Annotated in this window: 19 protein-coding genes; 16 read left to right on the top strand and 3 right to left on the bottom strand. The window is 52.9% G+C overall.

What is annotated here, in order from left to right:
* Positions 1–15: 15 nt before the first annotated feature.
* Entirely contained in the window at positions 16–381 is a 366-nt protein-coding gene (queD, locus tag ACLJXE_RS22285) for a 6-carboxytetrahydropterin synthase QueD (RefSeq protein WP_410752053.1), read from the bottom strand.
* 304 nt (positions 382–685) lie between these two features.
* Between queD and cysJ the strand changes: the two genes are divergently transcribed.
* Genes cysJ through cysH form a run of 3 tightly spaced genes read left to right on the top strand, consistent with a single transcriptional unit; the run spans position 686 to position 4,943 of the window.
* The gene (gene cysJ / locus ACLJXE_RS22280) at positions 686–2,485 is read left to right on the top strand and encodes an NADPH-dependent assimilatory sulfite reductase flavoprotein subunit (protein ID WP_410752052.1); all 1,800 of its coding nucleotides are present in this window, start codon (positions 686–688) and stop codon (positions 2,483–2,485) included.
* A complete protein-coding gene (gene cysI / locus ACLJXE_RS22275; RefSeq protein WP_410752051.1) occupies positions 2,485–4,197 on the top strand; it encodes an assimilatory sulfite reductase (NADPH) hemoprotein subunit in 1,713 nt (570 codons plus the stop codon). Before cysJ ends, cysI begins: the two co-directional genes overlap by 1 nt.
* Before the next feature lie 11 nt (positions 4,198–4,208).
* Entirely contained in the window at positions 4,209–4,943 is a 735-nt protein-coding gene (cysH, locus tag ACLJXE_RS22270; protein WP_410752050.1) for a phosphoadenosine phosphosulfate reductase, read from the top strand.
* Between the two features lie 54 nt (positions 4,944–4,997).
* Here the strand turns inward: cysH and ACLJXE_RS22265 are convergent, their stop codons facing one another.
* Positions 4,998–6,035 carry an aminopeptidase gene (locus tag ACLJXE_RS22265; protein WP_410752049.1) on the bottom strand — a complete coding sequence of 346 codons (1,038 nt, stop codon included), beginning with the start codon at positions 6,033–6,035 and terminating at the stop codon, positions 4,998–5,000.
* Positions 6,036–6,289: 254 nt separating this feature from the next.
* On the opposite strand from ACLJXE_RS22265, the gene cysD reads away from it, so the two are divergent.
* From cysD to rpoS, 12 genes are all read left to right on the top strand, one after another.
* Positions 6,290–7,198, top strand: coding sequence for a sulfate adenylyltransferase subunit CysD (cysD, locus tag ACLJXE_RS22260; RefSeq protein WP_005130891.1), 909 nt, complete (start codon positions 6,290–6,292; stop codon positions 7,196–7,198).
* A gap of 9 nt (positions 7,199–7,207) precedes the next feature.
* On the top strand, positions 7,208–8,635 hold the full coding sequence (gene cysN, locus ACLJXE_RS22255; RefSeq protein WP_410752048.1) for a sulfate adenylyltransferase subunit CysN: 1,428 nt from the start codon (positions 7,208–7,210) through the stop codon (positions 8,633–8,635).
* The gene (gene cysC / locus ACLJXE_RS22250) at positions 8,635–9,240 is read left to right on the top strand and encodes an adenylyl-sulfate kinase (RefSeq protein ID WP_271442473.1); all 606 of its coding nucleotides are present in this window, start codon (positions 8,635–8,637) and stop codon (positions 9,238–9,240) included. Before cysN ends, cysC begins: the two co-directional genes overlap by 1 nt.
* A gap of 67 nt (positions 9,241–9,307) precedes the next feature.
* Entirely contained in the window at positions 9,308–9,631 is a 324-nt protein-coding gene (locus tag ACLJXE_RS22245; protein ID WP_410752047.1) for a DUF3561 family protein, read from the top strand.
* A 215-nt stretch (positions 9,632–9,846) separates the two neighbouring features.
* Positions 9,847–10,158: a cell division protein FtsB gene (ftsB, locus tag ACLJXE_RS22240; protein ID WP_003034163.1), complete on the top strand. Its 312-nt coding sequence runs from the start codon at positions 9,847–9,849 to the stop codon at positions 10,156–10,158.
* An 18-nt stretch (positions 10,159–10,176) separates the two neighbouring features.
* On the top strand, positions 10,177–10,890 hold the full coding sequence (ispD, locus tag ACLJXE_RS22235; protein WP_410752046.1) for a 2-C-methyl-D-erythritol 4-phosphate cytidylyltransferase: 714 nt from the start codon (positions 10,177–10,179) through the stop codon (positions 10,888–10,890).
* A gap of 63 nt (positions 10,891–10,953) precedes the next feature.
* Positions 10,954–11,433, top strand: coding sequence for a 2-C-methyl-D-erythritol 2,4-cyclodiphosphate synthase (gene ispF / locus ACLJXE_RS22230; protein WP_005130881.1), 480 nt, complete (start codon positions 10,954–10,956; stop codon positions 11,431–11,433).
* Positions 11,430–12,479: a tRNA pseudouridine(13) synthase TruD gene (gene truD, locus ACLJXE_RS22225; protein WP_410752045.1), complete on the top strand. Its 1,050-nt coding sequence runs from the start codon at positions 11,430–11,432 to the stop codon at positions 12,477–12,479. Before ispF ends, truD begins: the two co-directional genes overlap by 4 nt.
* Positions 12,460–13,221 (top strand): 5'/3'-nucleotidase SurE, encoded by a 762-nt coding sequence (gene surE, locus ACLJXE_RS22220; RefSeq protein ID WP_410752044.1) that lies wholly within the window; start codon positions 12,460–12,462, stop codon positions 13,219–13,221. Before truD ends, surE begins: the two co-directional genes overlap by 20 nt.
* The gene (locus ACLJXE_RS22215; RefSeq protein ID WP_061068474.1) at positions 13,215–13,841 is read left to right on the top strand and encodes a protein-L-isoaspartate(D-aspartate) O-methyltransferase; all 627 of its coding nucleotides are present in this window, start codon (positions 13,215–13,217) and stop codon (positions 13,839–13,841) included. The genes surE and ACLJXE_RS22215 overlap by 7 nt, the downstream gene beginning before the upstream one ends.
* 186 nt (positions 13,842–14,027) lie before the next feature.
* Complete coding sequence (gene nlpD / locus ACLJXE_RS22210; protein ID WP_410752043.1) at positions 14,028–15,110, top strand: murein hydrolase activator NlpD; 1,083 nt, start codon at positions 14,028–14,030, stop codon at positions 15,108–15,110.
* A 62-nt stretch (positions 15,111–15,172) separates the two neighbouring features.
* Complete coding sequence (gene rpoS, locus ACLJXE_RS22205) at positions 15,173–16,165, top strand: RNA polymerase sigma factor RpoS (protein WP_000081498.1); 993 nt, start codon at positions 15,173–15,175, stop codon at positions 16,163–16,165.
* Between the two features lie 103 nt (positions 16,166–16,268).
* Here rpoS and mutS read toward each other — a convergent pair whose 3' ends face one another.
* Complete coding sequence (mutS, locus tag ACLJXE_RS22200) at positions 16,269–18,830, bottom strand: DNA mismatch repair protein MutS (RefSeq protein ID WP_410752042.1); 2,562 nt, start codon at positions 18,828–18,830, stop codon at positions 16,269–16,271.
* 723 nt (positions 18,831–19,553) lie between these two features.
* Between mutS and ACLJXE_RS22195 the strand changes: the two genes are divergently transcribed.
* A protein-coding gene (locus tag ACLJXE_RS22195; RefSeq protein WP_410752041.1) for an IS3 family transposase occupies positions 19,554–20,722 on the top strand; the annotation gives its coding sequence in 2 pieces (ribosomal slippage) (positions 19,554–19,803 and positions 19,803–20,722; 1,170 coding nt in all).
* Positions 20,723–20,785 lie beyond the last annotated feature (63 nt).

Raw genomic sequence — 20,785 nt, 5'->3', positions numbered from 1 at the left:
ACACAGACGATAAAATCACTCTCCGCGATACACGCAGCCTGCTGTGCAGGTCTCTTTAATCATCACCGCGCTCAGCAGCGGGACAACCGGTTTTACCTGATCCCAAATCCATTTTGCCAGCACTTCACTGGTAGGGTTCTCAAGGCCCGGAATATCATTCAGGTAGTAGTGATCAAGCCTGTCGTAAGTCGGCTTAAATGCGGCTTTCAGTTCGGCAAAGTCCATGATCCAGCCGGTATGGGGATCGACTTCACCGGTGATTTCAAGACGCACCATAAATGAGTGTCCGTGCAGGCGGCCACATTTATGTCCTTGCGGTACATGTGGAAGATGGTGTGCGGCTTCGAAGATGAAATCTTTAAACAGTGTGGTGGACATCATGAACTCTCAAGTAATGCGGAAAAAACCGCCGCATAGTACCGGAAAGCACATTTTTTATCATTAACTAAAACGGCCATTCCAGAGGTCAGTAGGGAAAGTGACCGGTGATGTGATTTTTATTCTTATATTTCAATTTGTTATGTAATCGTTTTTATCGTTAAGAACGACAACTAAAACAGGTTAGTCCATTTGGTTATTTATTATTTCCATCCCTTCTTTAATTGTTATTAGCCCCACCGTTAACCTTATCTTCAGTTTGGCTTTTCTTATTAAATTCAGCTTTGCTACTGGAATGTAATGACGCATGACAACACAGGCCTCACCTTCAAATTTGCTTCCGCTGAACCCGGAGCAACTGGCGCGCCTTACGGCGGCCACGACCGATCTTACTCCCACACAGCTTGCGTGGGTGTCTGGCTATTTCTGGGGCGTGCTAAATCAGCAGCCGGGAGCAAATGCTGCAGCGCCTGCGCCTGCTGCTGAAATGCCAGGGATTACACTCATCTCTGCTTCGCAAACCGGCAATGCACGTCGCGTGGCGGAAGCCTTACGCGACGATCTGATTGCTGCTCAGCTCAATGTCACCCTGATCAATGCTGGCGATTATAAATTTAAAAGCATTGCCAACGAGAAATTGCTGGTCGTGGTGGCCTCGACGCAGGGAGAAGGTGAACCGGCGGAAGAAGCGGTGGCGTTGCATAAATACTTGTTCTCTAAAAAAGCGCCAAAGCTTGAAAACACGGCCTTTGCTGTATTTGGCCTTGGCGATACGTCTTACGAATTTTTCTGCCAGTCAGGTAAAGACTTTGATGCGAAACTGGCAGAGTTGGGTGGCGAACGCCTGCTCGATCGCGTGGATGCGGATGTCGAATATCAGGCCGCAGCCGCCCAGTGGCGTGCCCGCCTGGTTGATGTACTGAAGGCGCGTGCGCCTGTTGCGCCGTCTGCACACGCGGCAGCGAGCGGTGCGGTTAACGAGGTGCACACCAGCCCTTACACCAAAGAAGCACCGCTGAGTGCAACACTTGCAGTGAACCAGAAAATTACCGGTCGCGACTCTGAAAAAGATGTACGCCATATCGAAATTGATTTGGGTGATTCTGGCCTGCGCTATCAGCCAGGCGACGCACTGGGTGTCTGGTATCAGAACGATCCGGCCCTGGTCAAAGAAATTGTGGAACTGCTGTGGCTGAAAGGCGATGAACCGGTCACGGTTGACGGGAAATTATTGCCGCTTACCGAAGCGCTACAGTGGCACTTCGAGCTGACGGTGAACACTGCCAATATCGTAGAGAATTACGCCACTTTAACGCGTAGTGAAACGTTACTGCCGCTGGTGGGGGATAAAGCGCAGTTGCAACACTATGCGACTACCACCCCTATTGTCGATATGCTGCGTTTCTCCCCGGCACAACTCGATGCCGACGCGTTAATTGGCTTGCTGCGTCCGCTGACCCCACGGTTGTACTCCATTGCCTCATCCCAGGCTGAAGTGGAAAGCGAAGTCCATATCACCGTTGGTGCCGTGCGTTTTGAGGTTGAAGGCCGTGCGCGTGCAGGCGGGGCCTCCGGCTTCCTTGCCGATCGCGTTGAGGAAGAGGGCGAAGTGCGTGTGTTCATTGAGCATAACGACAACTTCCGCCTGCCAGAAAATCCGCAAACACCGGTAATTATGATCGGGCCGGGAACGGGGATTGCGCCGTTCCGCGCCTTTATGCAGCAACGTGCGGCAGACGGTGCAGAAGGGAAAAACTGGCTGTTCTTTGGTAATCCGCACTTTACTGAAGATTTCCTGTATCAGGTGGAATGGCAGCGCTACGTCAAAGAAGGCGTACTCAGCCGTATCGACCTTGCCTGGTCCCGTGATCAAAAAGATAAAGTCTACGTACAAGATAAACTGCGCCAACAGGGCGCAGAACTGTGGCGCTGGATTAATGACGGTGCGCACATTTATGTCTGCGGCGACGCCAATCGCATGGCGAAAGACGTTGAGCAGGCTTTGCTGGAAGTGATTGCCGAATTCGGCGGTATGGACGTCGAAACGGCGGACGAATTTTTAAGTGAGCTGCGCGTAGAGCGCCGTTATCAGCGAGATGTCTACTAATGAGCGAAAAACATCCTGGCCCACTGGTGGTCGAAGGCAAACTGACGGACGCAGAGCGCATGAAGGTAGAGAGCAACTACCTGCGCGGTACCATTGCCGAAGATTTGAATGATGGCCTCACCGGCGGTTTTAAAGGTGATAACTTTCTGCTGATCCGTTTTCACGGTATGTACCAGCAGGACGACCGCGATATTCGCGCCGAACGTGCCGAACAGAAGCTGGAGCCGCGTCATGCGATGCTGCTGCGCTGCCGCCTGCCGGGGGGAGTCATCACCACCAAACAATGGCAGGCGATTGATAAATTCGCCCACGACAACACGATTTACGGCAGTATTCGTCTGACGAACCGCCAGACGTTTCAGTTTCACGGTATTCTGAAGAAGAACGTAAAACCGGTGCACCAGATGCTGCATTCAGTGGGGCTGGACGCGCTGGCAACCGCCAACGATATGAACCGTAACGTGTTGTGTACCTCCAATCCGTATGAGTCCGAATTGCACGCGGAAGCTTACGAGTGGGCGAAGAAGATCTCTGAACACCTTCTACCGCGCACCCGTGCGTATGCCGAGATTTGGCTGGATCAGGAAAAAGTCGCGACGACGGATGAAGAGCCGATCCTCGGCCAGACCTATCTGCCCCGTAAGTTTAAAACGACGGTGGTGATCCCGCCGCAGAACGACATCGATCTGCATGCCAACGACATGAACTTCGTAGCGATTGCCGAAAACGGCAAGCTGGTGGGCTTTAACTTGCTGGTGGGCGGTGGCTTGTCTATTGAACACGGTAACAAGAAAACCTACGCGCGCACCGCAAGTGAATTTGGTTATCTGCCGCTGGAACACACGCTGGCCGTTGCGGAAGCGGTGGTGACCACGCAGCGCGACTGGGGTAATCGTACTGACCGCAAAAACGCTAAAACCAAATACACGCTGGAGCGGGTTGGTGTCGAGACGTTTAAAGAGGAAGTTGAACGTCGTGCGGGGATCAAATTCGAGCCGATTCGTCCGTATGAGTTTACCGGTCGTGGCGACAGGATTGGTTGGGTGAAAGGGATTGACAATAAATGGCACCTGACGCTGTTTATTGAAAACGGTCGTATTCTGGATTATCCGGGGCGCCCGTTGAAAACAGGCTTGCTGGAGATCGCGAAGATCCACAAAGGCGAGTTCCGTATCACGGCCAACCAGAACCTGATCATTGCCGGTGTCCCGGAGAGTGATAAAGCGAAGATTGAGAAGATTGCGCAGAAAAGCGGCCTGATGAATGTGGTGACCCCGCAGCGTGAAAACTCAATGGCCTGTGTATCGTTCCCGACCTGTCCGTTGGCAATGGCCGAGGCAGAACGATTCCTGCCAACGTTTATCGACAACATTGATACGTTGATGGCGAAGCATGATTTGAGTGATGAAAACATTGTCATGCGGGTCACGGGCTGCCCGAACGGCTGTGGTCGTGCCATGCTGGCGGAAGTGGGGCTGGTGGGTAAAGCGCCTGGGCGCTATAACCTGCATCTGGGCGGAAACCGTATCGGGACGCGCATTCCACGGATGTTCAAAGAAAATATCACCGAGCCGGAAATTCTGGCTTCGCTGGATGAACTGATTGGGCGCTGGGCGAAAGAACGCGAAGCGGGTGAAGGCTTCGGTGACTTTACAGTGCGTGCGGGCATTATTCGCCCGGTGCTCGATCCCGCCCGGGATTTCTGGGAATAAACGAGGTAACTATGTCCGTACTCGATCTAAACGCACTGAACGCACTGCCAAAAGTTGAGCGTGTTATGGCACTGGCAGAAACCAACAGCCAACTGGAAAAGCTGAGTGCGGAAGAACGCGTGGCGTGGGCGCTGGAAAACCTGCCCGGCGAATATGTGCTTTCATCAAGCTTTGGTATTCAGGCGGCGGTCAGTCTGCATCTGGTGAGTCAGATCCGTCCGGATATTCCGGTGATCCTCACTGATACCGGTTATCTGTTCCCGGAAACCTACCAGTTTATTGACGAGTTAACGGACAAGCTCAAACTCAATCTGCAGGTCTACCGGGCAAAAGAGAGTGCCGCCTGGCAGGAAGCGCGCTACGGAAAATTGTGGGAGCAGGGCGTTGAAGGCATTGAAAAATACAATGACATCAACAAAGTCGAACCGATGAATCGGGCACTGCAAGAACTGAATGCACAAACCTGGTTTGCCGGTCTGCGCCGCGAGCAGTCCGGTAGCCGTGCACATTTACCGGTATTGGCTATTCAGCGCGGCGTCTTTAAAGTGCTGCCGATTATCGACTGGGACAACCGTACGGTTTACCAGTACCTGCAAAAACACGGTCTGAAGTATCATCCGTTGTGGGATCAAGGCTACCTGTCAGTTGGTGATACCCACACGACGCGTAAATGGGAGCCAGGCATGGCAGAAGAAGAGACGCGCTTCTTCGGGCTGAAGCGTGAGTGCGGATTGCACGAGGGGTAATGAGCGACAATGCCCAGCAAGCATCGGAATGCTACCGGGCATTGTACTTGAGTATTAACCTGCTTTCGCCAGCTCTTTGACCAGTGGCAGCATAATGCGTACGACATCGCGGCTGCGGTGTTCAATCCGCCCTGGAAGCGCTTTATCGATATGCTGCAGGTTGTCCAGACGCACGTCGTGCCAGCTGTTACCAGCGGGGAAAGAGGCAGTTTTGGCACGTTGCTGATAACCGTCTTTTTTACCCAGGTTCCAGTTGGTTGCTTCCACCGAAAGTACGGCGATTCCCGCTTTGTCGAAGACTTCGGCATCGTTACAACATCCGGTTCCTTTCGGATAGCCTTTATTCAGGCCAGGGTTGGTACTGGCGACGATACCGCGGCTGTGTGCAATTGCCAGCGCCCGGTCGCGCGTCAGTTTTCGTACGGCTTCCGGGGTTCTTTTCCCACTATTGAAGTAGAGCTTATCCCCGACGATCAGGTTATCGAGGTTGATAACCAGCAGCGTATTTTTCTTCTCTGCTGCACTCATGCGTTTAAGGATATTTTCTGCGCCAAGTTTGCCTTCTTCCTCGCCGCTGGTGGCGATAAACCGAATGCCGTACTGCGTCGGCACATTTTTCAGTTTTTCAGCCAGCTCCAGCATTACGCCCAGACCGGCGGCATTATCGTCGATACCCTGCAGCGTTAATCCGCCCAGATTGGCATCGGAATCGGCATCGCTCTGCGCGGCGTAAGTGTCGAGATGCGCCATGATGATAATCTGCTGCGGCGCTTTGCCTTCATGCGCTGCAATGACGGTGCTGCCTGTAACGTTATGCCAGTTCTTACGGTTGTCTTTGGCGGTATAAATATAACGGCTATTAAACGTCCGAATATCACTGCGATAGCCCATCTGCTGAAATTGCTGACGTAAATAATCGGCAGATAGCATTTCTGCCGGAGAGCCCGTCACGCGGCCAGGAAAAAATGTTGCGATATATCGGGCCTGAGTATTTGCCATATCTCCGGGCTTCGAAGAGGTTGCCTGTGCGGGAAGGATAAAGCACGCGCCGAACGCCATGGCTGCAAGAATGTGGCGCGATGCGAGAAACATAATGAGTCCTTAAATACCAAGCAGAAATTTTCAGCCGCTAGTATGAAACCGTGATCGAGGTAAAACAATTTCATTTGCTCCTAAATGCCCGAAATCCGGCGGCTTAAGCACTTTTTGATATTTGCTTTTCCAGATCGTTATTCCTTTGAGGAACTACTCATTCCAATTCGTAATTTCATTCGCTCTCTTGCCCTCCCTATAGTCAGGTTATCTGAACTTCGTTAGCAAAATAACGGCAATACATAGGAACGGTTATGGATCAAAAACGACTTACCCACCTGCGGCAACTGGAAGCGGAGAGCATCCATATCATTCGTGAGGTGGCCGCCGAGTTTTCGAATCCGGTGATGATGTATTCCATCGGCAAAGATTCCAGCGTAATGCTGCATCTGGCGCGCAAAGCGTTTTATCCTGGTTCACTGCCGTTTCCTCTGCTGCACGTTGATACCGGCTGGAAATTCAGCGAGATGTATGAGTTTCGTGACCGAACAGCAAAAGCCTACGGCTGCGAACTGCTGGTGCATAAAAACCCGGAAGGGGTGGCGATGGGCATAAACCCATTTGTCCATGGTAGCGCCAAGCACACCGATATTATGAAAACCGAAGGGTTGAAGCAGGCGCTGAACAAATACGGTTTTGACGCAGCATTCGGCGGCGCACGCCGTGATGAAGAGAAATCGCGCGCGAAAGAGCGTATCTATTCCTTCCGCGATCGTTTTCATCGTTGGGACCCGAAAAACCAGCGTCCGGAGCTGTGGCACAACTATAACGGCCAGATTAATAAAGGCGAAAGCATTCGCGTATTTCCGCTCTCTAACTGGACGGAACAGGATATCTGGCAGTACATCTGGCTGGAGAATATCGACATTGTTCCGCTGTACCTTGCCGCAGAGCGTCCGGTGCTTGAGCGCGACGGCATGTTGATGATGATTGATGACGACAGGATCGATCTGCAGCCTGGTGAAGTGATCAAAAAACGTATGGTGCGTTTCCGTACTCTCGGCTGCTGGCCACTCACTGGCGCGGTGGAGTCGGACGCGCAGACGCTACCGGAAATCATCGAAGAGATGCTGGTCTCAACCACCAGTGAACGTCAGGGGCGCGTGATTGACCGCGACCAGGCGGGCTCCATGGAGCTGAAGAAACGTCAGGGGTATTTCTAAGGAGCCGCCATGAACACGACACTTGCACAACAAATTGCTAATGAAGGCGGCGTTGAAGCCTGGATGATCGCCCAACAACACAAAAGCCTGCTGCGTTTTTTAACCTGCGGTAGCGTGGATGACGGGAAAAGCACCCTGATTGGGCGTCTGTTGCATGATACCCGGCAGATCTACGAAGATCAGCTCTCATCGCTGCACAATGATAGTAAACGTCATGGCACGCAGGGTGAGAAGCTCGATCTGGCGCTGTTGGTTGATGGCTTGCAGGCCGAGCGCGAACAGGGCATCACTATTGACGTGGCCTACCGTTATTTCTCCACCGAAAAACGCAAATTTATCATTGCGGATACTCCCGGTCATGAGCAGTACACACGCAATATGGCAACCGGTGCGTCGACCTGCGATCTGGCGATCCTGCTTATCGATGCACGTAAAGGCGTGTTGGATCAGACCCGCCGCCACAGCTTTATTTCTACGCTGTTGGGAATAAAACATCTGATTGTTGCGATTAACAAAATGGATCTGGTGGATTTTAGCGAAGAGACATTTAACCGGATTCGTGAAGATTATCTGACCTTTGCAGAGCAGTTGCCGGGCAACCTGGATATCCGTTTTGTACCGCTTTCAGCACTGGAAGGTGACAACGTGGCGTCACAAAGTTTCAGCATGCCGTGGTACAGCGGTCCGACGCTGCTGGAAGTGCTTGAAACCGTTGAAATCCAGCGTGTTGTCGATACTCAGCCGATGCGATTCCCGGTGCAGTATGTGAACCGCCCAAACCTTGATTTTCGTGGTTATGCCGGAACACTGGCCTCCGGTAGCGTGAAGGTGGGACAACGCGTCAAAGTGTTGCCGTCTGGCGTTGAGTCGACCGTTGCCCGGATTGTCACGTTTGATGGCGACTTGCAGGAAGCGCATGCCGGTGAAGCCATTACCCTTGTGCTAAAAGATGAGATCGATATCAGCCGTGGTGACCTGCTGCTTGATGCCCAGGAAACGCTGCCAGCGGTGCAAAGCGCTGCCGTTGATGTGGTGTGGATGGCGGAGCAGGCACTGTCGCCAGGGCAGAGCTATGACATCAAAGTCGCGGGCAAGAAGACGCGTGCGCGTGTTGATAGCGTAGCGTATCAGGTTGATATCAATAACCTGACCCAGCGTGAAGTCGAAGCCTTACCGCTGAACGGTATTGGCCTGGTTAATTTGACGTTTGATGAACCGCTGGTGCTGGATACCTATCAGCATAATCCGGTCACGGGCGGCCTGATTATCATTGACCGTCTGACGAATGTCACCGTCGGGGCTGGACTGGTACGCGAGCCGATCGTCCAGGAGCAGGCCACGGTATCCCAGTTCAGCGCGTTTGAACTGGAGCTCAATGCGCTGGTACGTCGTCACTTCCCACACTGGGGTGCACGCGATCTGCTGGGAGGAAAATAATGGCGCTGCATGACGAAAACGTCGTCTGGCATGCCCATCCTGTTACGCCGCAACAGCGGGAGCAACACCACGGCCATCGTGGTGTTGTGCTGTGGTTTACCGGACTCTCTGGTTCGGGTAAATCCACGGTAGCGGGAGCGCTGGAAGAAGCGCTGCACAAGCAGGGGGTGAGCACTTATCTGCTGGATGGCGATAACGTGCGCCACGGTCTGTGCAGCGATCTCGGATTTAGCGATGCCGATCGTAAGGAGAATATTCGCCGGGTTGGGGAAGTGGCTAACTTGATGGTGGATGCGGGGCTGGTGGTACTGACTGCTTTTATTTCCCCTCATCGTGCTGAACGACAGATGGTTCGCGAACGTGTGGGTCATGGGCGTTTTATAGAGGTGTTTGTCGATACGCCGCTGGCAACCTGTGAATCACGTGATCCAAAAGGGCTGTATAAAAAAGCGCGGGCGGGTGAGTTGCGTAATTTTACTGGAATTGACTCGGTATACGAAGCGCCTGAATCGCCAGAGATTCATCTGAATGGTGAACAATTAGTAACAAATTTGGTCTCTCAATTATTAGACCTGCTGAGGCAGGAAGATATTATCAGATCCTGAGACACCACCGGACTCCTCGCGGTTTTAAAACAGGTATGCCCGGTCAGTCATGGTCACAGGATTAGATATGCGCAACAGCCATAACATTACTATTACAGAGTCAGAGACTTTCGCCGCCGGCGACGAAACCACCTGGTCACTACCGGGTGCCGTTGTCGGTTTTGCTGCGTGGTTGCTGGCGCTGGGGTTCCCGTGCCTGATGTATGGTCCTAATACGCTGTTTTTCTTCCTCTATACCTGGCCTTTTTTCCTCGCGTTGCTGCCTGTCGCCATTGTGGCGGGTATTGCCCTGCATTCGCTTATGAAGGGACGGCTGCTGCTAAGCGTTACGTTTACCCTGCTGGTGGTTGGGACGATGTTTGGCGCATTGTTCCTGTGGCTGCTGGGCTAGCTTCGCTTCCCTTTTTTCATGGCGAGTGGTGCTGCATACCGGCAGCTCTAATTCAAACCGTAACCAACAATGAGATTATGTTCTCCTTACACGGGGTATACGTAACAACGGGCAAATGTGGTACATTTGCCCGCGTTGTCGCGGCATTCCCGCCCGCAGACGTAAAATCGTCGACGGAAGTTATGGGATGTTAATGCCGTTTTTCAGGGGGCAGGATGGGTAAACTAACGCTGCTGTTGCTGGCTTTATTGGTCTGGCTACAGTATTCGCTGTGGTTCGGTAAGAACGGCATACATGACTATAGTCGCGTCAACGATGATGTTGCTGCGCAGCAAGCTACAAACGCGAAACTTAAAGCGCGTAACGATCAGCTCTTTGCAGAAATTGACGATCTCAATGGCGGTCAGGAAGCTATCGAGGAACGCGCACGCAACGAACTCAGCATGACTAAGCCGGGCGAAACGTTTTATCGCCTGGTCCCTGACGCGTCTAAACGCGCACAGACCGCAGGGCAAAACAATCGATAAACCATCCAGGGATTTAACATGGCAGCCACTTTATTGGACGTTTGCGCCGTGGTGCCGGCTGCCGGATTTGGCCGCCGAATGCAGACGGAGTGTCCTAAGCAGTACCTCTCAATTGGCAATAAAACCATCCTTGAACACTCGGTTGATGCGCTACTGGCGCATCCCCGGGTGACGCGTGTCGTCATTGCTATCAGTCCCGGCGACAACCGCTTTGCCCAACTTCCACTTGCAGCGCATCCGCAAATTACCATGGTGGATGGCGGCGATGAGCGTGCCGATTCTGTCCTTGCTGGTTTGCAAGCTGCTGGGGACGCTCAGTGGGTACTGGTGCATGATGCCGCGCGGCCATGTCTGCATCAGGATGATTTAGCCCGCTTACTGGCAATAAGTGAAACCAGCCGTATCGGCGGTATCCTGGCGGCTCCCGTGCGCGACACCATGAAACGTGCGGAGCCTGGTAAGACCGAGATTGCTCATACGGTCGAACGCACCGATTTATGGCATGCGTTGACACCGCAGTATTTCCCACGCGAGCTGTTACACGATTGCCTGACTCGAGCGTTAAACGAAGGCGCAACCATTACGGATGAGGCTTCGGCACTGGAATATTGCGGTTTTCATCCGCTGCTGGTTGAAGGACGCGCTGACAACATTAAAGTCACCCGTCCGGAAGATCTGGCGCTGGCGGAATTTTATCTGACCCGAACAACCCCTACACAGCATCATTCATGATGTACCGAGGCGGCCAACATATAGGCGGCTTGAAGAATGATGTGTCTATCAGGAGAATGCATAATGCGAATTGGACACGGTTTTGACGTACATGCCTTTGGAGGCGTTGGCCCAATTATCATTGGTGGTGTGCGCATCCCGTATGAAAAAGGACTGCTGGCGCATTCTGATGGCGATGTGGCATTACATGCGCTAACCGATGCCCTGCTGGGTGCAGCGGCGTTGGGTGATATTGGAAAACTTTTCCCGGATACCGATGCAGCGTTCAAAGGTGCCGATAGCCGCGAGTTATTGCGTGAGGCCTGGCGGCGTATTCAGGCTAAAGGTTATACGCTTGGTAATGTGGATGTCACTATTATTGCTCAGGCGCCGAAGATGCTGCCGCACATTCCGCAAATGCGGGTGTTTATTGCCGAGGATCTCGGCTGCCATATGGATGATGTTAACGTGAAAGCGACCACCACGGAAAAACTCGGTTTTACCGGGCGTGGGGAAGGGATTGCCTGTGAAGCGGTGGCGTTACTCATTAAGGCAACGAAATGACTGCGTTTGAAAATCTGACCTATCTCCATGGTAAACCACTCGGCCACGGAGTTCTGAAAGCAAATCCGGAAGACTTTGTCGTCGTCGAAGATTTAGGCTTCGAACCGGATGGCGAAGGCGAGCACGTTCTGGTGCGTATTCTGAAGAACGGTTGTAACACCCGTTTTGTGGCTGACGCGCTGGCCAAATTCCTTAAAATCCACGCCCGCGAAGTCAGCTTTGCCGGACAGAAAGATAAGCATGCTGTCACCGAGCAGTGGCTGTGCGCGCGCGTGCCGGGCAATGCAATGCCCGATTTAAGCAAATTTGAGCTTGAAGGTTGTAAAGTGCTGGAGTACGCCCGCCACAAGCGTAAGCTGCGTTTAGGCGCCCTGAAAGGCAACGCTTTTACGCTGGTGTTGCGTGAAGTGAGCGAGCGTGATGATGTTGAAGCGCGTTTACAGGCGATTAGCAAGCGCGGCGTCCCGAACTATTTCGGTGCCCAACGTTTTGGTATCGGTGGCAGCAACCTGCAAGGTGCGCTGCGCTGGGCACAAAGCGATGCGCCGGTGCGCGATCGCAATAAACGCAGTTTTTGGTTGTCGGCAGCCCGTAGCGCGTTGTTTAATCAGATAGTCAATGAACGCTTGAAAAAAACAGACTTTAATCAAGTTGTTGACGGCGATGCGCTACAATTGTCGGGACGCGGAAGCTGGTTTGTCGCCACACAGGACGAACAGACCGAATTACAGCGTCGTGTTGATGAAAAAGAATTGATGGTAACAGCGGCACTACCGGGCTGCGGTGAGTGGGGAACTCAGCGCGATGCTCTGGCGTTTGAAGAGGCTGCTATTGCTGACGAAACCGCACTACAGTCTCTGTTAATGCGTGAGAGAGTTGAGGTATCGCGTCGCGCTATGTTGCTGTATCCACAACAATTAAGCTGGAACTGGTGGGATGACGTAACCGTTGAGTTGCGCTTCTGGCTACCGGCAGGTAGCTTCGCCACCAGTGTTGTAAGGGAACTTATTAACACAATGGGTGATTATGCGTATATTGCTGAGTAACGATGATGGGGTCCACGCACCCGGTATACAAACGCTGGCGAAAGCGCTGCGTGAGTTTGCTGACGTACAGGTGGTTGCCCCGGATCGTAACCGCAGTGGCGCGTCTAACTCGCTGACGCTGGAATCCTCGCTTCGCACTTTCACCTTTGATAATGGCGATATCGCCGTGCAAATGGGGACGCCCACCGATTGCGTCTACCTTGGTGTGAACGCATTAATGCGTCCGCGCCCGGACATTGTCGTTTCCGGGATTAATGCGGGTCCGAACCTGGGGGATGATGTCATTTACTCCGGTACCGTGGCGGCAGCAATGGAAGGTCGTCATCTCGGATTCCCTGCGCTGGCGGTCTCACTTGATGGTCATAAACACTACGATACCGCTGCGGCGATAACCTGCCGGATTTTACGCGCGTTAAGCCGCGAACCGCTGCGCACCGGACGCATTCTGAATATCAACGTACCGGACTTGCCACTGGATCAGATTAAAGGTATTCGGGTCACCCGCTGCGGCAGCCGTCATCCGGCGGATCAGGTGATCCCACAGCAGGACCCGCGTGGTAATACGCTGTACTGGATCGGGCCGCCGGGCGAAAAGTGCGATGCCGGTCCGGATACGGATTTTGCTGCCGTTGATGAAGGTTATGTTTCTGTCACGCCGCTGCATGTTGATTTAACCGCATACGGTGCGCATGAGGTTGTTTCTGACTGGTTAGACAGCGTGGGAGTCGACACGCAATGGTAAGCAGACGCGTACACACTCTCCTTGAACAATTACGTGCGCAGGGCATCAGAGATGAGCATGTCCTCGATGCGCTCGCCGCCGTGCCGCGTGAAAAGTTCGTTGATGAGGCGTTTGAACATAAGGCCTGGGATAATATCGCCCTGCCGATTGGCCAGGGGCAGACCATCTCACAGCCCTATATGGTAGCTCGCATGACCGAGCTGCTGGAGCTCACGCCGCAATCGCGGGTACTGGAAATTGGTACCGGCTCTGGCTACCAGACGGCGATCCTGGCACATCTGGTGCATCACGTGTGCTCTGTTGAGCGCATTAAAGGTTTGCAATGGCAGGCGCGTCGTCGCCTGAAACAGCTTGATTTACATAATGTTTCGACCCGTCATGGTGATGGATGGCAAGGCTGGCAGGCGCGAGCGCCGTTTGACGCTATCATTGTGACGGCAGCGCCGCCTGAGATCCCAACGGCATTGATGATGCAGTTGGATGAAGGCGGCATTCTCGTCTTGCCCGTGGGCGATGAGCACCAGTTTTTGAAACGGGTTCGTCGTCGGGGAGGCGAATTTATTATCGACACCGTGGAGGCCGTACGCTTTGTTCCCTTAGTCAAAGGGGAGTTAGCGTAGCTAACGCTGCTGAATACCTGGAGTTTTCCTGGATATTCCTGAAGTAGTAAGCGTATCGTGGTCACGTTTTCCAGTGTCCAGTCCGATGCCTTGCACGGTGATTACGTCACTGGGTATTAACCAAATTTTCCTGGGGGATAAATGAGCGCGGGAAGCCACAAATTTACCGTTCGCCGTATTGCGGCATTGTCACTGGTTTCGTTATGGCTGGCAGGTTGTTCAAACACCTCGAATCCACCAGCGCCGGTCAGCTCTGTTGGCGGCAATGCATCATCGAACACCAGCTCCGGCATGCTGATCACGCCTCCACCAAAAATGGGATCAACGGCGACAGTACAACAAACGCCACAGATCCAACCGGTGCAACGCCCGGCGACTCAGCCAACACAGGTTCAACCGGTTGCAGAACAGCCTGTCCAGATGGAAAACGGGCGGATTGTGTACAATCGTCAGTATGGGAATATTCCGAAAGGTAGCTATACGGGTGGCAGTACCTATACTGTTAAGAAAGGCGACACGCTTTTCTATATTGCCTGGATTACCGGGAACGATTTCCGTGACCTCGCACAACGCAATAACGTTCCGGCCCCGTATGGCCTGAATGTCGGACAAACTCTGCAAGTGGGCAACGCGTCGGGTGCGCCGATTACCGGTGGTAATGCCATCACCCAGGCGGATGCAGCACAGCAAGGAGTTGTGACCAACCCTGCACAAAATTCCACCGTTGCTGTTGCTTCGAAACCAACAATTACGTATTCTGAAGATTCAGGTGAACAAAGTGCTAACAAAATGTTGCCGAACAACAAGCCTGCTGGGACCGTCGTCACAGCGCCTGTAACGGCTCCGGCAGTTAGCGCAACCGAATCGACTGCAAGCTCCACGTCAACCAGTGCGCCAATCTCTACCTGGCGCTGGCCGACTGACGGCAAAGTGATCGAAAACTTCGCGGCTACCGAAGGTGGCAATAAAGGGATCGACATTGCAGGCAGCAAAGGACAGGCTATTGTCGCGACCGCAGATGGACGCGTCGTGTATGCCGGTAACGCGCTGCGTGGTTACGGTAATCTTATTATCATCAAACACAACGATGATTACCTGAGTGCCTACGCCCATAACGATACAATGCTGGTCCGGGAACAACAAGAAATCAAGGCGGGGCAGAAGATAGCTACCATGGGTAGCACCGGAACCAGTTCTACACGCTTGCATTTTGAAATTCGTTACAAGGGGAAATCCGTAAACCCGCTGCGCTATTTACCGCAGCGATAATTCGGCGGAACCAGGCTTTCACGTGCTAGTTCCGTTTAGGGATCACGGGTAGGAGCCACCTTATGAGTCAGAATACGCTGAAAGTTCATGATTTAAATGAAGATGCGGAATTTGATGAGAACGGAGTAGAGGCTTTTGATGAGAAAGCCTTGAGTGAAGAGGAACCCAGTGATAACGACCTGGCTGAAGAAGAGCTGTTATCGCAGGGGGCCACACAGCGTGTGTTGGACGCGACTCAGCTTTACCTTGGTGAGATTGGTTATTCGCCACTGTTAACAGCCGAAGAAGAGGTTTATTTTGCGCGTCGCGCACTGCGTGGAGATGTCGCTTCTCGCCGCCGCATGATTGAAAGTAACCTGCGTCTGGTGGTGAAAATTGCCCGTCGTTATGGCAATCGTGGTCTGGCGTTGCTGGATCTGATTGAAGAGGGCAATCTGGGGCTTATCCGTGCCGTCGAGAAGTTTGACCCGGAACGCGGGTTCCGCTTCTCAACATACGCAACCTGGTGGATCCGCCAGACGATCGAACGGGCGATTATGAACCAAACCCGTACGATCCGACTGCCGATCCACATTGTAAAAGAGCTGAACGTCTATCTGCGTACCGCGCGTGAGTTGTCGCATAAACTGGACCACGAACCGAGCGCAGAAGAGATTGCTGAACAACTGGATAAACCGGTTGATGACGTCAGCCGTATGCTCCGACTCAACGAGCGCATTACCTCGGTAGACACCCCGCTGGGTGGCGATTCCGAAAAAGCGTTGCTGGATATTCTGGCCGATGAAAAGGAAAATGGTCCGGAAGACACCACGCAAGACGATGATATGAAACAGAGCATCGTCAAATGGCTGTTCGAACTGAACGCCAAACAGCGTGAGGTGCTGGCACGTCGTTTTGGTCTGCTGGGATACGAAGCTGCGACACTGGAAGATGTGGGCCGTGAAATTGGCCTGACCCGTGAACGTGTTCGCCAGATTCAGGTTGAAGGCCTGCGTCGTCTGCGTGAAATCCTGCAGACGCAGGGGCTGAATATCGAAGCGCTGTTCCGCGAGTAAGCACAAGTTCTATCAAGAAAGGCCAGTCTTATTGGGACTGGCCTTTTTCTTTAGCGGATATGCAGGTCGGGTAAGGCGTAGCTGCCATCCGGCACAACGAGCATTACACCAGACTCTTCAACCGATAAATCCACTCCAGCGCCTGACGCGGCGTTAGTGAATCCGGGTCGAGGTTTTCCAACGCTTCAACGGCGGGAGAGGTTTCCTCCGGCGCAGAAAGTAACGACATCTGCGTACCATCAACCTGAGTTGCCGCTGCGTTTGGCGTAATGCTTTCCAGCTCGCGCAGTTTTTGCCGTGCGCGTTTGATAACCTCTTTCGGCACGCCAGCCAGTGCCGCGACCGCCAGACCATAGCTCTTACTCGCCGCGCCATCCTGTACGCTGTGCATAAAGGCGATGGTATCGCCGTGCTCTAACGCATCCAGATGTACGTTCGCTACGCCTTCCATTTTTTCCGGTAATTGAGTCAGCTCGAAGTAGTGGGTAGCAAACAGCGTGAGTGCTTTGATTCTATTCGCCAGATTTTCAGCGCAAGCCCAGGCCAGAGATAAACCGTCATAGGTAGAGGTTCCGCGTCCAATCTCATCCATTAGCACCAGGCTGTTCTCAGTGGCATTATGCAGAATATTGGCAGTCTCGGTCATTTCTACCATGAAGGTTGAACGACCGGATGCGAGGTCATCCGCTGCACCAACACGGGTAAAGATACGGTCGATTGGACCTATCTCTACCTTCTGTGCTGGAACATAGCTGCCGATGTAGGCCAGCAACGCAATCAGCGCAGTCTGGCGCATATAGGTGCTTTTACCGCCCATATTTGGCCCGGTGATAATCAGCATCCGCCGCTGCGGGGAAAGGCTCAGTGGGTTGGCGATAAACGGCTCACTCAGCACCTGTTCCACCACCGGATGGCGCCCCTCTGCAATACGGATACCGGGCTTGTCGCTGAATGTCGGGCAGGTATAGTTCAGGGTATAAGCGCGTTCGGCCAGGTTGACCAGCACGTCCAGTTCTGCCAGTGCGCTGGCGCTCTGCTGTAAATCTGCCAGATGCGGCAACAGCATGTCGAACAGCTCGTCATACAGCTGTTTTTCCAGTGCCAGCGCTTTACCTTTTGAGGTCAGAACTTTGTCTTCGTACTCTTTCAGCTCAGGGATAATGTAGCGCTCGGCATTTTTCAGCGTCTGACGGCGCACATAGTTAATCGGCGCCAGATGGCTCTGCCCACGGCTGATCTGAATGTAGTAACCGTGGACGGCGTTAAATCCAACTTTCAATGTGTCCAGGCCGGTGCGCTCACGCTCGCGGATCTCCAGTCTGTCCAGATAATCAGTTGCGCCATCAGCCAGCGCTCGCCATTCGTCCAGCTCTTCGTTATAGCCCGGTGCGATAACGCCACCATCGCGTACCAGCACTGGCGGAGCATCAACCACGGCACGCTCCAGCAGCTCACGCAGTTCCGTGAACTCGCCCATTTTTTCGCGCAGCATCTGTACGGGAGCGCTGTTTACGCTTTCCAGTTGAGCGCGCAGTTCCGGTAATTGCTGGAAGGCGTGACGCATACGCGCCAGATCGCGTGGACGCGCGGTACGCAGTGCCAGGCGCGCCAGAATACGTTCCAGATCGCCCACCTGACGTAACACCGGCTGTAACTCTCCGGTCGCATCCTGCAGTGCACCGATCGTCTGCTGGCGCTCGATCAGTATCTGCGTATCGCGGACTGGCATATGAAGCCAGCGTTTGAGCATACGGCTACCCATTGGCGTCACGGTGCAATCGAGCACCGATGCCAGCGTGTTTTCTACGCCACCGGCCAGGTTCTGGGTAATTTCCAGATTGCGACGCGTGGCGGCATCCATAATGATGCTGTCCTGCTGGCGTTCCATGGTGATGGAGCGAATATGTGGCAGTGAGGTGCGCTGGGTATCTTTTACATATTGCAGCAGGCAGCCGGCAGCGCATAATCCACGTGGCGCGTTTTCTACACCAAAGCCGATCAGATCCCGTGTGCCAAACTGCAGGTTTAACTGCTGGCGGGCGGTATCAATTTCAAACTCCCACAGCGGACGACGACGCAGGCCACGACGGCCCTCGATCAGCGATGTTTCTGCGAAATCCTCGGCATAGAGCAATTCGGCAGGGTTGGTGCGCTGCAATTCCGCAGCCATCGTCTCACGGTCTGCGGGTTCACTGACGCGAAAACGCCCGGAGCTGATATCCAGTGTGGCGTAGCCAAAGCCTTTACTGTCCTGCCAGACGGCGGCCAGCAGGTTGTCCTGACGTTCCTGTAAAAGTGCTTCATCGCTGATGGTGCCCGGCGTGACGATGCGTACCACTTTGCGTTCAACCGGACCTTTGCTGGTTGCCGGATCGCCAATCTGCTCACAAATCGCGACAGATTCCCCCTGATTGACCAGCTTAGCGAGGTAGTTTTCCACCGCATGGTGGGGAATGCCCGCCATCGGGATGGGTTCGCCTGCCGATGCGCCACGTTTGGTCAGCGAGATATCGAGCAGCTGCGACGCACGTTTTGCGTCGTCATAAAACAGTTCGTAAAAGTCGCCCATGCGGTAAAACAGCAGTATTTCCGGGTGCTGAGCCTTCAGCTTGAGATACTGCTGCATCATGGGTGTATGAGCGTCGAAATTTTCAGGTGTACTCATGGACTTATGATTTCCATTTCATTGAAAAACAATACTTTTTAAGAGATTTACAATTTTTTGTGGTGTCGCGTGTCTCATGAAAAATCACCAAATCTCAAAAAAAAGTGTAGGTCAAAGTGTAGGTTTTCAATGTAAGAGTCTGGTGATAACCTGAATTCGAAAACAACCTACACTTATAAGATTTACATCATTAATATCAATCAGTTATATGTGGTTTCTGTGCCTGAAAAACAACCTAATAAACCTCTAACCGCTCGCGGTATAGAGACCATGAAGCTCGGCATGACTCTGGCAGATACGGGCGAAAATAGAGGCCTTCGTGTTACGCGTGGAAAAATGGGAGTCTGCACATTTTTCTACCGCTATACCAGTCCAATAACAGGTAAAGATAAACAGGATAGGCCATTATCCTGTGACCACTCTGGCTGATGCCCGCGTAAGGTTACACGAACTGAAGATAATCAGAAAGCAGGGGCGATGTCCCAGAACTGAGCAGGATGAGGAAAAGAAGCTGCTGAAACTCGAAAAGCAGAAAGTTAAGCAGAAGCCTGTAACAGTCAAAGATGTAGTTGAGTTATATCTGACGGAGAGGATTGAGGACCGTAAAGACTCTGATGGTAAGTTGATCCGTGGCGCACGCAAAGTTAAAGGTGTAATGGCACACTGAATTTGGCCACCTGAACAGAGGTGATATGCTCACCTCAGAACAATACAGGTGCCCCAATGAAAAGAAGAAATTTCAGCGCTGAGTTTAAACGCGAATCCGCTCAACTGGTCCTTGACCAGAACTACACCGTTGCAGCTGCGGCCAGTGCTATGGATATTGGTCTTTCTACCATGACGCGATGGGTAAAGCAGTTGCGGGATGAACGACAGGGCAAAATGCCAAAAACCTCCCCCATAACCCCGGAACAGATCGAAATACGCGAGCTGAAGAAAAAGCTACAACGCATTGAAATGGAAAACGAAATATTAAAAAAGGCTACCGCGCTCTTGATGTCAGACTCCCTGAACAGTTCTCGTTAATCGGGAAACTCAGAGCGCATTATCCTGTGGTCACACTCTGCCACGTGTTCGGGATTCATCGCAGCAGTTACAAATACTGGAAAAACCGCCCTGAAAAGCCAGACGGCAGGCGGGCTGTATTACGCAGTCAGGTTATGGAGCTGCATAACATCAGCCATGGCTCTGCCGGCGCAAGAAGTATCGCGACTATGGCAACCCTGAGAGGCTTCAGAATGGGGCGCTGGCTTGCCGGCAGGCTCATGAAAGAGCTGGGGCTGGTGAGTTGTCAGCAGCCCACCCACCGGTATAAACGTGGTGGTCATGAACACATCGCTATCCCGAATCACCTTGAGCGACAGTTCGCAGTGACAAAGCCTAATCAGGTGTGGTGCGGCGACGTGACGTATATCTGGACAGGAAAGCGTTGGGCTTACCTCGCTGTTGTTCTCGACCTGTTCGCAAGGAAACCGGTGGGATGGGCAATGTCGTTCTCACCGGACAGCAGACTGACCATCAAAGCACTGGAAATGGCGTGGGAAACTCGCGGTAAACCAGCCGGGGTGATGTTCCATAGCGACCAGGGCAGCCATTACACAAGCAGGTCGTTCCGGCAGTTACTGTGGCGTTACCGGATTAAGCAGAGTATGAGCCGACGCGGAAACTATTGGGATAACAGCCCGATGGAACGCTTCTTCAGAAGCCTGAAAAACGAGTGGGTGCCGGTGACAGGTTATATAAACTTTAGCGAAGCAGCTCATGCGATCACAGGCTATATCGTCGGGTATTACAGCTCGCTCAGGCCACATGAATATAATGGTGGATTATCACCAAACGAATCGGAAAACCGATACTGGAAAAACTCTAAAACGGTGGCCAGTTTTAGTTGACCATATATGGACGCCCCGGGTGATGCAAGTACTGGTTCGATACGGTTTGCGACCATATATCCG

This window comes from Citrobacter sp. U14242 (genome assembly GCF_046555775.1).
In the GTDB taxonomy this organism is placed as follows: Bacteria; Pseudomonadota; Gammaproteobacteria; order Enterobacterales; family Enterobacteriaceae; genus Citrobacter.
This window is presented reverse-complemented; position numbering and strand designations above follow the sequence as displayed.